This is a genomic window from Serratia grimesii (assembly GCF_900186025.1).
Lineage (GTDB): Bacteria > Pseudomonadota > Gammaproteobacteria > Enterobacterales > Enterobacteriaceae > Serratia > Serratia grimesii.
Genome location: NZ_LT883155.1, coordinates 3,940,531 through 3,952,936, shown reverse-complemented (window position 1 = coordinate 3,952,936; position 12,406 = coordinate 3,940,531). Strand labels below are relative to the sequence as shown.

At 51.7% G+C, this 12,406-nt stretch carries 13 protein-coding genes; 9 read left to right on the top strand and 4 right to left on the bottom strand.

The window, feature by feature from the left end; genetic code table 11:
* Positions 1-28: 28 nt before the first annotated feature.
* The 6 genes from lepB to acpS all read left to right on the top strand — a co-directional run bounded on the left by lepB (position 29) and on the right by acpS (position 4,825).
* Entirely contained in the window at positions 29-1,006 is a 978-nt protein-coding gene (gene lepB, locus SGBXF1_RS18535; protein WP_037422089.1) for a signal peptidase I, read from the top strand.
* A 307-nt stretch (positions 1,007-1,313) separates the two neighbouring features.
* Entirely contained in the window at positions 1,314-1,994 is a 681-nt protein-coding gene (rnc, locus tag SGBXF1_RS18530; protein ID WP_037422087.1) for a ribonuclease III, read from the top strand.
* The gene (era, locus tag SGBXF1_RS18525; RefSeq protein WP_037422084.1) at positions 1,991-2,899 is read left to right on the top strand and encodes a GTPase Era; all 909 of its coding nucleotides are present in this window, start codon (positions 1,991-1,993) and stop codon (positions 2,897-2,899) included. Before rnc ends, era begins: the two co-directional genes overlap by 4 nt.
* An 8-nt stretch (positions 2,900-2,907) precedes the next feature.
* Positions 2,908-3,639, top strand: a complete 732-nt coding sequence (gene recO / locus SGBXF1_RS18520; RefSeq protein ID WP_037422081.1) for a DNA repair protein RecO — start codon at positions 2,908-2,910, stop codon at positions 3,637-3,639.
* Positions 3,640-3,713: 74 nt separating this feature from the next.
* Positions 3,714-4,445 carry a pyridoxine 5'-phosphate synthase gene (pdxJ, locus tag SGBXF1_RS18515; RefSeq protein ID WP_037422078.1) on the top strand — a complete coding sequence of 244 codons (732 nt, stop codon included), beginning with the start codon at positions 3,714-3,716 and terminating at the stop codon, positions 4,443-4,445.
* Positions 4,445-4,825: a holo-ACP synthase gene (gene acpS, locus SGBXF1_RS18510; RefSeq protein WP_186427328.1), complete on the top strand. Its 381-nt coding sequence runs from the start codon at positions 4,445-4,447 to the stop codon at positions 4,823-4,825. Before pdxJ ends, acpS begins: the two co-directional genes overlap by 1 nt.
* Positions 4,826-4,890: 65 nt before the next feature.
* Here the strand turns inward: acpS and SGBXF1_RS18505 are convergent, their stop codons facing one another.
* The 3 genes from SGBXF1_RS18505 to SGBXF1_RS18495 all read right to left on the bottom strand — a co-directional run bounded on the left by SGBXF1_RS18505 (position 4,891) and on the right by SGBXF1_RS18495 (position 7,793).
* Positions 4,891-5,151: a YfhL family 4Fe-4S dicluster ferredoxin gene (locus tag SGBXF1_RS18505; RefSeq protein WP_130381756.1), complete on the bottom strand. Its 261-nt coding sequence runs from the start codon at positions 5,149-5,151 to the stop codon at positions 4,891-4,893.
* Between the two features lie 120 nt (positions 5,152-5,271).
* Positions 5,272-6,810 (bottom strand): phosphoethanolamine transferase, encoded by a 1,539-nt coding sequence (locus tag SGBXF1_RS18500; protein WP_186427327.1) that lies wholly within the window; start codon positions 6,808-6,810, stop codon positions 5,272-5,274.
* A 134-nt stretch (positions 6,811-6,944) separates the two neighbouring features.
* Positions 6,945-7,793 (bottom strand): MurR/RpiR family transcriptional regulator, encoded by an 849-nt coding sequence (locus tag SGBXF1_RS18495; RefSeq protein WP_037422068.1) that lies wholly within the window; start codon positions 7,791-7,793, stop codon positions 6,945-6,947.
* A gap of 295 nt (positions 7,794-8,088) precedes the next feature.
* On the opposite strand from SGBXF1_RS18495, the gene murQ reads away from it, so the two are divergent.
* Genes murQ through yfhb form a run of 3 tightly spaced genes read left to right on the top strand, consistent with a single transcriptional unit; the run spans position 8,089 to position 11,023 of the window.
* The gene (gene murQ, locus SGBXF1_RS18490; RefSeq protein ID WP_061808345.1) at positions 8,089-8,982 is read left to right on the top strand and encodes an N-acetylmuramic acid 6-phosphate etherase; all 894 of its coding nucleotides are present in this window, start codon (positions 8,089-8,091) and stop codon (positions 8,980-8,982) included.
* A gap of 19 nt (positions 8,983-9,001) precedes the next feature.
* The gene (locus SGBXF1_RS18485) at positions 9,002-10,363 is read left to right on the top strand and encodes a PTS transporter subunit EIIC (RefSeq protein ID WP_037422063.1); all 1,362 of its coding nucleotides are present in this window, start codon (positions 9,002-9,004) and stop codon (positions 10,361-10,363) included.
* A 3-nt stretch (positions 10,364-10,366) separates the two neighbouring features.
* On the top strand, positions 10,367-11,023 hold the full coding sequence (gene yfhb, locus SGBXF1_RS18480) for a phosphatidylglycerophosphatase C (protein ID WP_037422061.1): 657 nt from the start codon (positions 10,367-10,369) through the stop codon (positions 11,021-11,023).
* Between the two features lie 39 nt (positions 11,024-11,062).
* Here yfhb and yiaY read toward each other — a convergent pair whose 3' ends face one another.
* The gene (yiaY, locus tag SGBXF1_RS18475; protein WP_186427326.1) at positions 11,063-12,214 is read right to left on the bottom strand and encodes an L-threonine dehydrogenase; all 1,152 of its coding nucleotides are present in this window, start codon (positions 12,212-12,214) and stop codon (positions 11,063-11,065) included.
* Positions 12,215-12,406 lie beyond the last annotated feature (192 nt).

Here is a 12,406-nt window from a genome sequence, read left to right as displayed (position 1 = left end):
GACAAGTTCGCGTAACTAGGGAGTTTGCATGGCGAATATGTTTGCCCTGATCCTGGCACTGGCAACGTTAGTCACCGGGATCATTTGGGCCTTTGAGCGCTTTAAATGGGCGCCGGCTCGCCGGGCGAAAATTGCGGCGGTGAATGCACAAACTGCAGGCGCTGTAGACGATAAAACGTTGGCGAAAGTGGCGAAGCAGCCAGGCTGGATTGAAACCGGTGCATCGGTTTTCCCGGTATTGCTGTTGGTCTTTGTGGTGCGTTCATTTATTTATGAGCCATTCCAGATCCCGTCAGGCTCAATGATGCCGACGTTGTTAATTGGCGATTTTATTCTGGTGGAGAAATATGCTTACGGCATTAAAGATCCTATTACCCAGACGACGCTAATTGAAACTGGTCATCCGAAGCGTGGTGATATTGCGGTATTTAAATATCCATTGGATCCAAAGCTGGATTATATCAAACGCGTCATTGGTTTGCCGGGCGACCGTGTAAGTTACGATCCCGTCAATAAGCGTGTGACCATCCAGCCTTCGTGTAATAGCGGTCAGTCATGCAATACCGCATTGGCGGTGACTTACAACGATGCGCAACCAAGTGACTTTGTGCAGCTGTTTAGTCGCAGCGGCATGGGCGAAGCCAGCAACGGTTTCTACCAGATCCCGCTGAGTGATAACGTACCGCAGGGTGGCATCCGTCTGCGTGAGCGCCAGGAAACACTGGGGACTGTTTCTCACCATATTCTGACCGTGCCGGGCACGCAGGATCAGGTGGGGGCTTATTACCAGCAGCCAGGTAAACAGTTGGCAGAGTGGGTTGTGCCGGCAGGTCATTACTTCATGATGGGTGATAACCGCGACAACAGCGCTGACAGCCGTTATTGGGGCTTCGTACCGGAGAAAAATCTGGTGGGTAAAGCCACAGCTATCTGGATGAGTTTTGAAAAGCAGGAAGGCGAATGGCCTACCGGCGTAAGATTTAGCCGCATCGGTGGAATTCATTAATCCAGTGTTTCTGCCCTATGAATTTCAAGCTGTAGCCAGGCGACCAGCTTGCTTATCCCCAGGTGCTTACTCAAGTAAGTTACTGGGGGGAGCGAGTGCAGGTAACAACGCTATAGTTTGAAAGGCGACGGGTATATTAACGCAGCATTATATTTCCACTCGTTGTAGAATACCGGCTCGAGCGATAAAAAGTTGGCTCCCTGTTGGGAGCCACTGCAAACGAAACAGCTTTGGATTGGCTTTCGGCGAAGCAGGCCTGTTCCGTATGCTGCAAGTTTTTGACGCATTCTTGATCTATTGGTAACTCATGAACCCCATCGTAATAAATAGGCTGCAGCGGAAGCTGGGCTACACTTTTCAACAGCAGGAGCTCTTACTGCAAGCGTTAACTCACCGTAGCGCCAGCAGTAAACACAATGAACGTCTTGAGTTTCTGGGTGACTCTATTCTTAGTTTTGTCATCGCCAATGCGCTCTACCATCGTTTTCCTCGCGTAGATGAGGGCGATATGAGCCGCATGCGTGCCACGCTGGTGCGTGGTAATACGTTGGCGGAGATGGGACGCGAGTTCGATCTGGGAGAATGTCTGCGTCTGGGCCCGGGTGAGTTGAAAAGCGGTGGGTTCCGCCGCGAATCAATCCTGGCGGATACGGTTGAGGCATTAATTGGCGGCGTGTTCCTGGATAGCGATATCCAAACTGTTGAACGACTGATTTTGGACTGGTATCGCAGCCGCTTGGACGAAATCAGCCCTGGTGATAAGCAGAAAGACCCAAAAACCCGTTTACAGGAGTTTTTGCAAGGTCGCCATCTGCCGTTACCTTCTTATCTGGTGGTGCAGGTTCGCGGTGAGGCGCACGATCAGGAGTTTACTATCCACTGTCAGGTGAGTGGTTTGAGCGAACCCGTAGTGGGAACAGGCTCAAGCCGCCGTAAAGCTGAACAGGCGGCAGCGGAACAAGCGCTGAAAAAGCTGGAGCTTGAATGAGCGAAGAAAAACAATACTGTGGTTTTATCGCGATAGTTGGTCGTCCCAACGTGGGCAAATCCACGTTGCTGAACCAACTGTTGGGGCAAAAAGTCTCCATCACCTCGCGTAAACCGCAGACGACCCGTCACCGTATCATGGGTATCGACACCGATGGCGCCTATCAGGCGATCTACGTCGACACCCCGGGTCTGCACATCGAAGAAAAGCGCGCCATCAACCGTTTGATGAACCGCGCAGCCAGCAGCTCAATCGGCGACGTCGAGCTGGTGATCTTCGTTGTGGAAGGGACTAACTGGACCGCTGACGATGAAATGGTGGTCAATAAGCTGCGTAGTTTGAAATGTCCGGTACTGCTGGCGATCAACAAGGTCGACAACGTTACTGACAAATCCAAACTGTTGCCGCATATCGCGTTCCTTAGCCAACAGATGAATTTCCTCGACGTGGTACCAATCTCTGCCGAGAAAGGTATGAACGTGGACACTATCGCGGCTATCGCACGCAAGCTATTGCCGGAAGCGGAACACCACTTCCCGGACGATTATATTACCGACCGTTCCCAACGCTTTATGGCGTCGGAAATCATCCGTGAAAAGCTGATGCGTTTCCTGGGTGAAGAACTGCCTTATTCTGTGACGGTTGAGATCGAACAGTTTGTGCCGAACGAGCGCGGTGGTTACAACGTGCACGGGCTGATTCTGGTCGAGCGCGAAGGCCAGAAGAAAATGGTCATCGGCAACAAAGGTGCGAAGATCAAAACTATCGGCATCGAAGCCCGCCAGGATATGGAACAGATGTTTGAAACCAAAGTGCATCTGGAACTGTGGGTAAAAGTGAAATCGGGTTGGGCGGATGACGAACGTGCGCTGCGTAGCCTGGGCTATACCGACGATCTGAAATAACGTATCCAATGGACGGCTGGGAGCGCGCTTTCGTCCTGCATGGACGACCGTACAGTGAAACCAGTCTCATGCTGGATATGTTCACAGAAGGTCATGGGCGGGTGCGCTTGCTGGCAAAAGGCGCGCGCAGCCGCCGCTCCAATTTAAAGGGTTGCTTGCAACCCTTTACTCCTCTCTTAGTACGCTGGGGTGGCCGTGGCGAAGTAAAAACGCTGCGTAACGCCGAAGCGGTCTCCCTTGGTTTACCTCTCAGTGGCATGATGTTGTACAGCGGCTTGTACGTGAATGAACTGCTGTCACGAGTGTTGGAACAAGAAGCCAATTACTCGGTATTGTTCTTCGACTACCTACAATGTTTGCAGGCGCTGGCGGCAGAAGACGTTTCGCCGGAGCAGGCGCTGCGTCAGTTCGAATTGGCTTTGCTGAACCATCTGGGATATGGACTGGACTTTCTGCATTGTGCTGGCAGCGGTCTGCCGGTGGATGATGGCATGACCTACCGGTATCGCGAGGAAAAAGGTTTTATCGCCAGTCTGGTGGTGGATCATTACAGCTTTACCGGCCGTGAACTACGTGCGTTGGCTGAGCGCCAGTTCCCTGATGTGTCAACGTTACGTGCGGCCAAACGTTTCACGCGTATGGCACTCAAGCCCTATCTGGGCGGAAAGCCGTTGAAGAGTCGTGAGCTATTTCGTCAGTTCGTCCGTAAACAGCCGGATACACCCGTCGACGACGCCTGACCTTTTCCTCTTTTGCCGCACAGCCCCCACGTGTAAACTACGGCCACTGAAAATCAATTCTTTAGAGGGTTGTCATGGCTGATTTGCTGCTGGGCGTCAATATCGATCACATCGCCACGTTACGTAACGCGCGCGGAACCCAATACCCGGATCCGGTTCAGGCAGCATTTATTGCCGAGCAAGCAGGAGCCGATGGGATCACTGTACACCTTCGTGAAGATCGCCGTCATATCACCGATCGCGACGTTCGCATTTTGCGCCAGACCATTCAGACGCGCATGAATCTGGAAATGGCAGTGACGGATGAAATGCTGGATATCGCTATTGAGTTGAAGCCGCATTTTTGTTGCCTGGTGCCGGAAAAACGTGAAGAAGTGACCACTGAAGGTGGGCTGGACGTTGCCGGGCAACAAGACAAAATGTCCGTTGCGGTTGAGCGATTGGCACAGGCCGGTATTCTGGTATCGCTGTTTATCGATCCGGACCATCGACAGATAGATGCAGCGGTAGCGGTGGGTGCTCCTTACATTGAAATCCACACCGGCGCTTATGCGGAAGCCGAAGGCGAACTGGCGGTGAAAGCAGAGCTGCATCGTATCGCGGTTGCTGCAACTTACGCGGCAGAAAAAGGCCTGAAGGTGAATGCCGGACATGGTCTGACTTACCATAACGTTCAGCCTATCGCAGCACTGCCGGAAATGCATGAGTTGAATATCGGTCACGCGATTATCGGGCAGGCGGTGATGTGCGGTCTGCCTGCTGCGGTTACGGATATGAAACTGCTGATGCGCGAAGCACGTCGCTAATGGCTGTGCTGGGATTGGGTACCGATATTGTCGAAATGGCACGTATCGAAGCGGTAGTAGAGCGTAGTGGTGATCGGCTGGCGCGTCGTGTACTCAATGATACTGAATGGGCATTGTACCAGCAGCATCAGCAGCCGGTACGTTTCCTGGCCAAACGGTTTGCGGTGAAAGAGGCCGTTGCCAAGGCCTTTGGTACCGGTATTCGCAATGGGTTGGCGTTTAATCAGTTTGAAGTCTTTAACGACGGTCTCGGCAAGCCGAATATCCGTCTGCATGGTCGCGCCGCCGAGCTAGCCCAGGAAATGGGGGTGACATCTATCCACGTTTCGCTGGCAGACGAGCGCCGTTATGCCTGCGCCACGGTGATTATCGAAGGATAACAGGCTGGCTTTGCGACAAAACAAAAGGGCGCCAATTGGCGCCCTTTTCGATCTGAACGTGGCCGTTACAGCTGTTCGGCATGGTGCAGCACCACAAACTTGTCCCACAGCTGTTCATTGGTTTCGCGGTGCTGAGGATTAACCACAATGGTATTGTCGATTGGGCACACCTGCTGGCAGGTTGGCGTATCGTAATGACCGACACATTCGGTACAGCGATCAGTATCAATCTGATAGATATCATCGCCCATCGAAATAGCCTGATTCGGGCATTCCGGCTCGCACATATCGCAGTTGATGCATTTCTTGGTAATCAGCAGTGCCATTTCAGTTATCTTTTAATCGGTGCACACGGACAGGCGCGCAATCTATCATAAAACCCATTTATTTGGGTGTTTTTCCAGCGGCACCTGCAAATGTCTTTTTACAGATGGTGATGCGGGCTGTCATAGTAACTCCGCTGGATCATCGGCCAACTGATCAAAATCAACCATTTCTTGACCATTGAAGGCTTGCCGCTTGCCTTGAACAGCCACTGCTGCACTCAGGTGTGGCCGGGTGATGACGATGCCAGCTTGTTGGGCAAACAGACGGATAAAATCAAAGGCGCTGTGCGGTTCTTCAATGAGAGTATGCTGGTGATCGGTATCGGAGAGCACTAACAGTGGTACTTCATAATTCTGTCGGGTATTGCCACCATGGCGCAGGTACAGTTTGCCGTCGATATTCCTATGGGAAAGGCCGTGGTCAGAGAAGTAGATTAATTTAAAAGGGGAATGGGTCTTTTGCAGCATTGCGTAGGTATGTTCGATAAACCGATCCGTCTTGCGATAGGTAGAAAGATAACAAGCAAGCTCTGGATTTTCACTGGTGAAAACCGGCGGTTCGCCGCTGAGACGTTCGCAAAAATCTGAGTGAGATCCCATGATATGCAGAACATACAGATTCCCCAGACCATTGTTAGCTAATGAGCTTTGCAGCAGGGGTAACAGCTCATCATCGTCGGTATTGCGTGACTGATAGTCCCCTTTTTTCAGGAATCGGCGTTCATCACTGAACATGGCTATTTTGGAAACCGGTGAATCAAATTGGCCAAGTAACCCTTGGTTGGAAAACCAATAGGTACGCAACCCAGCAGCTTTTGCCAACGTGATAATGTTATCCGCAAGATAATTATTTTTTCCGTCGCTTAATGCGAGTGTTCTTGGTAATGATTCAAACGTATTCGGTGCGGTGGAAATATAATTGCTGTAAAAGGCTCCTTTCGCGTGATCAAGAAATGGAGTGGTGGGTGTCGGATAGCCAAATACTGACATATAGTCTCTGCGCATACTTTCGCCGACGATGATGACATAGTTAGCCTGATGGCTATTTCCTGCATCAACGACCCAGTTATTTTCGGCTAATGTACTGGCATCAAGTTCCATTATTTGTTGGTTATAGTTCTGATAGGAAGAAACCAGAGAGGAAAAGAAATTCACCAGTTTAAGATTTCCGACGCCTCCGCTGAGTAATCTGGTGAACACTACAACGATAAAAATAAGTAGGAACAGCAAGATTTTTCGGGTGGGGAGTGGTTGGCGCCAGCAATAGCGGGCGAGAGTCGGCAACATGAACAGTATGGCGCAGGGCAAGAGATAGCAACTGATAGGTATGGCGTGCAGAAACTCGACGGCTTCGGTGCTGTTGGTTTGAAACAGCGCCGATACGACGGCAACCGAAGGCGGGCCATATATTGCACCAACGGGAGCATAGATGGCACAAAATACAATGTATGGAATGACCAAGGCATATCGAGTTAGGGCGATTCTAGATAATAATAACAAGATAAGTGAAATAAACAGGATATCAATCCCTTTAGCCCCTCCGTAGCCCATCGCCTTTATTAAGAGCAACGATGTGATAACGAAAAGTAAAATATTGCGGATTACGAAGAATGTTGCGGGAATGTGGGGTTTATTTAAAGCAATCGTGTGTGTTTTCATAAAACTCTATTGTTAATATATTGCTGTCCATGCCTGTTCAAACTCCGTACGGAATTTGAACAATAAACACCACATACTCTATTTTTAGATATGTTTTTTATATCTTGGTATTCGTGGCGTGGACATTATACGGCTCAGACGAGTTTTTTCACTAATTGTTCGCTGTGTTTGATACGGTCACGTGCGTGATCGAGATCGTGCTGAATTAAGGCCATGAACATCAGGTCGGTAAGCGCATATTGAGCGGTGCTGGAGGAAATAGCGGCGCTGCGTGTGTTGGGTTCTTCGGCGATAGTATACAAGCAGTGATCAGCGCGTTGCTGCAATCCATTGGGGGAGAAACTGGTCAACGCCAACACTTTAGCGCCAGCCAGGCGAGCTTCTTCGGCTGCCAGATTGATTTCCCTGCGTTCGCCGCTAAACGAAATGGCCAGCAATAAATCCCGTTTATCCAGTGCCTGAACTGCCGCCAATTGGACGTGCATATCCGGCTCGGCCACCGCCATAACGCCAATTTTTAGCAGCTTGTAAGAGAAATCTTTGGCAACCAGCCCGGAAGCGCCAATCCCCAGCAAAATAACCCTTCGCGCCTGTCGCAGCATTTCTAGCCCCTGATGAAGGCGCTCTTCACTGTTGATATCCAGTGTTGCGCGTAGTGCCGCTTGCTTTTCTACCAACAATTTTTCACCGACGGTTTTCAATGCATCACTGCTAAGAATCTGGTTATGCACCGTAACGACGGGTTCTGCTTGCGGGTGGGCCAGCGTTTCGCTCAATGCCAGTTTTAGTGCCGGAAAGCCTTTGTAGCCCATTTTTTGAGCAAACTTAACGACGCTCGACTGACTGACCCCAGCCAACTGGGCCAGCTTTTGTGAACTAAGATGGCGTGCCTGCTCGGCGTTATGCAGCAGAAAGTCCGCCAACTTGCGGTCATTTTGAGCCAGCGTTGGGTACATCTGGCGAATACGGAGAAGGGTACTCATAAGGTGTGTCTCATCATTGACCGTGGCGCCGTCGCAGACCCAAAAGCCGTAATCAAGGCGATGGGTACAGAGCATAGCGAACCTCTGTTTCGGCCCGATAACGCGGAGTTCGGGTTTTTGAGGCGCAACCAATATTTCCTGAAAACCAGCCGACATTCTGCCACGGCAGTGACGAAAACGCGCAGTGAAAATTTTTGTGACCAAGTCTTTAAAATAGCAAAAAATGCTCGCTTTATTGAATAAAATATTCAAATAATGATTTTAGTTTGTGAATTAAAAATTCAAAGGTGAAAAAATGAATTTAGGCGCATTGGTATCCGAAACCCGCAACCCAGCCACTATGGGGCTGGATGAAATGTCGACGCTGGAGATGGTGGGTTGTTTTAACCGGGAAGACCGAAAGGTGCCAGAGGCAATTGAAAAGGTGTTGCCTGCTATTGCACAAGCGGTGGATCTGGCTGCGGCGGCGCTAAAGGCTGGCGGTCGGCTGATTTATCTGGGCGCGGGTACCAGCGGTCGTCTTGGCGTGCTGGATGCTTCTGAATGTCCGCCGACATTCGGTGTGCCCCATGGCATGGTGATCGGGCTGATTGCCGGCGGCCCAGGGGCATTACTGAAAGCGGTAGAAGGAGCGGAGGACGATGCCACGCTGGGCGAGGCCGATCTCCTTGCACTGAATTTAACGGCGACCGACATTGTGGTGGGGTTGGCGGCGTCAGGGCGCACACCTTATGTGATTGGTGCGTTGCGTTACGCAAGACAACTGGGATGCCCAACGGTAGCTATCTCGTGCAACCCGGACTCACCGATCGCTCATGAGGCACAGGTGGCGATTTCGCCGGTCGTGGGGCCAGAAGCCTTGACCGGCTCGACGCGCATGAAATCCGGTACTGCACAAAAGCTGGTGTTGAATATGTTGTCGACCGGTGCGATGGTCAAGCTCGGTAAGGTTTATGAAAATCTGATGGTGGATGTGAAAGCCACCAACGTAAAACTGGTGGATCGTGCTTGTCGTATCGTGGTGGAAGCTACCGGCGCCGAGCGCAGTCAGGCTGAAGCCGCGCTAAAGCAAACCCGCTTTGAGGTCAAACCGGCAATTCTGATGATTCTGGCTGGCGTTGATGCTGAAGAGGCGCAGCAGCGCTTACAGCAACACGACGGCTATTTGCGCGCGGCATTGACGCGCTAAACCACACCTGGGGCGGGCGATGGACAAAACAACGGCACTGGCAACACAGATTCTGGCGGGGATTGGCGGTGAGGGGAATATCCTCCGGCTGGAAAACTGCATGACAAGGGTTCGTGTTGAGGTTAACGATGAGCAACGTCTTGATTTAGCGCTGCTCAAGCAGTTACCGGGCATTAAGGGCTATATCAAGCAGGGCGAGCAGCATCAATTCATTGTTGGTCCTGGTGCCGCCGCCAAAGTGGTGGACGCTATGCGTACATTACTCAGTGGCGCCCCTGCGGCTGTTGAGGACAATATCGCTCGCAACAAGGCACAGGCTAAGCAAAAGTATTCTGCACCAATGAGCGGTGCGCTGAAAAAACTGGCTGATGTCTTTATTCCCCTGATACCGGCGTTTATCGCCTCCGGTCTGATTACCGGCATTATCAACGTGCTGAAGAGGCCGGATATTGCCGGTGAGCTGGCGGTGAATTACCCCAACGTGCTGGGACTGCTGGCGATTTTCGGCAGCGCAGTGTTTGCCATTATGAATATTCTGGTGGGGGTTAATGCAGCACGGGTGTTTGGCGGTTCGCAAGCCATGGGCGGCGTAATGGCCGGCATTCTCTCCAGCCCTGCGTTGGCTCAAATCACCCTGTTTGGTGAGGCATTGCAGCCTGGGCGCGGTGGGGTGATTGCGGTGCTGCTGGTAGTGGCGCTCATGTGCTGGGTGGAAAAGCGCCTGCGCAATTGGCTGCCGGAGTCGATTGAACTGATCCTCAATCCGCTGATCACCACCCTGGTGACCGCATCCTTGGCCATTGTGATCCTGCAGCCGCTGGGCGGTTATATTTCGGATGCCATTGCCCATGGCGCCAATCTGGCGATCGACAAAGGCGGCTTGCTGGTGGGCGCAGTGCTATCCGGGCTGTTCTTGCCGCTGGTGTTGTCCGGTTTGCATCAAGGGTTAGTGCCGATCCACGTCGAGTTGGTGCAGGCTCATGGTTCCAACCCACTGTTACCGATTTTAGCGATGGCAGGAGTAGGGCAGGTCGGGGCTGCGCTGGCGGTATTAATGAAAACCCGTAATGCGCGTCTAAAAAAGGTGATCAAAGGGGCGTTGCCGGTTGGTATTCTCGGCATTGGCGAGCCGTTGATTTTCGGCGTGACGCTGCCGTTGGGTAAGCCCTTTATCGCGGCTTGTCTTGGTGGTGCGGTGGGTGGGGCACTGATCAGCTACTGGAAAGTGGCGACGGTGATCACCTTCGGCATCTCGGGTTTACCTTTGGCGTTAACCATTGTCTCGGGTAAGGTGATGTTGTATCTGGCTGGTCTGGTGATTACCATTGCCGCTGGATTTATTTTCACCTGGATAATGGGATTCAACGATCCTGAGGAGTAGCGTTTGAGCGAGAAGCAGAGCCAACAGGCCGTGGAAGGCCGTCGCGTGGTGTTCTTTGATCTGGACGGTACGCTGCATCAGGAAGATATGTTTGGCAGTTTTTTACGTTTCTTGTTACGTCGTCTGCCGCTGAATCTGTTGCTGGTGGTGCCCTTATTGCCGATTGTTGGGCTAACAATGCTGGTGATGGGGCGTGCCGCTCGTTGGCCTATGAGTGTGCTGCTGTGGTCGATTACCTTTGGTCGCTCAGAGGCCAGCCTAAAGGCGTTGGAATTGCGTTTTGTCAGTGATTTCCGGCAGAAAGTGACAGCTTTTCCTGTGGTGCAAATGCGCTTGCGGCAATACCTTGATGCTCATGATGCGCAAGTATGGTTGATCACCGGCTCGCCAGAACGACTTGTTAAGCAGGTTTATCAGGATTCGGCTTTCCTGCCGCAGGTTCATTTGGTCGGTAGCCGTATTATACGGTGTTACGGAGGTTGGGTTCTGACGCTGCGTTGCTTGGGTGAACAAAAAGTCACCCAGTTGGAACAGCGTCTTGGCGCTCCGCTCAAGTTATACAGTGGCTACAGCGATAGCAAGCAGGATAACCCATTGCTCTATTTCTGTGAGCATCGTTGGCGGGTCAGTAAGCAGGGTGAGTTACAACAGTTGGAATAAATAAAGGGCGGATATTCCGCCCTTTAGTATTTTGGATGTTTACATCGCGGCGCGGAAGATGGCGACAATTTGCTCGTGGGTGGCTTGTATTGGGTTGGTGAAGCCGCAAGCGTCTTTCAGTGCGTTGGCTGCCAGCGTATCGAAGTCCTGTTCTTTCACCTTTAAATCACGCAGGCCAGCCGGAATACCGACGTCTTGCGCCAGTAAACGGATGGCAGCAATACAGGCGGCGGCACCCTGTTGGTCATTCAGGTGTGTCACGTCGAGGCCCATGGCGGCGGCGACATCTTTTAGCCGTGATGCGCATACGCTCGTATTGAACTCCTGCACGTGCGGTAACAGCACGGCATTACACACCCCGTGTGGCAGATCGTAGAAGCCACCGAGCTGGTGCGCCATGGCATGCACATAGCCGAGTGAGGCGTTGTTGAAAGCCATACCAGCCAGGAACTGGGCATAGGCCATGTTTTCACGCGCCTGCATATTGCTGCCGTCGGCGACTGCGTCGCGCAGAGATTCGGTGATCATGGTGACAGCTTTCAGTGCGCAAGCATCGGTAATCGGGTTAGCTGCGCTGGAAACATAAGCCTCTATCGCGTGGGTTAGCGCATCCATCCCGGTCGCGGCGGTTAGTCCTTTTGGCATGCCGGCCATCAGGTGTGGATCGTTGACCGACAGGATTGGGGTAACGTGTTTGTCGACAATCGCCATTTTGATGTGACGCGCTTCATCAGTAATGATGCAAAAACGGGTCATTTCAGAGGCGGTACCTGCGGTGGTGTTAATAGCAATCATCGGTAGCTGCGGTTTTGCAGAACGATCAACACCTTCATAATCCTTAATGTCGCCACCGTTAGTCGCCAGCAGTGCAATGCCTTTGGCACAATCGTGTGGTGAGCCCCCACCTAGAGAGACGACGCAATCGCACCGGTGTTCTTGCAGTAAGGCCAGGCCTTGCTTCACGTTCAGGGTGGTTGGATTAGGATGTGTGCCGTCATAAACGCAACTTTCGATTTGCTGTGCGGCGAGTAATTGTTGAACCTGGGCGACCACACCAATGTTATTCAACACTTTGTCGGTCACGATCAATGCGTAACCTAGCCCCTGCTGTTTCATGGTGTTCGCTGCTTCTTCCAGACAGCCAGAACCAATCATATTGACGGAGGGGATAAAGAAAGTTGAAGCAGCCATAACTCACTCCTTGATAAAAGCTTTATTGCTTGCCTCAAACACTACTATGCTAATTATTAAATTATCATGATCTATCGCAATATCGGGGTGGATAAGCCAGGTGATTGATTTGATTTTAATTTAACCACTTTAACCTTGTGGATTTGGCTCGGTCTGAGCTCAATCCAGCAGTAAGTTTAACCGTTAAACAGA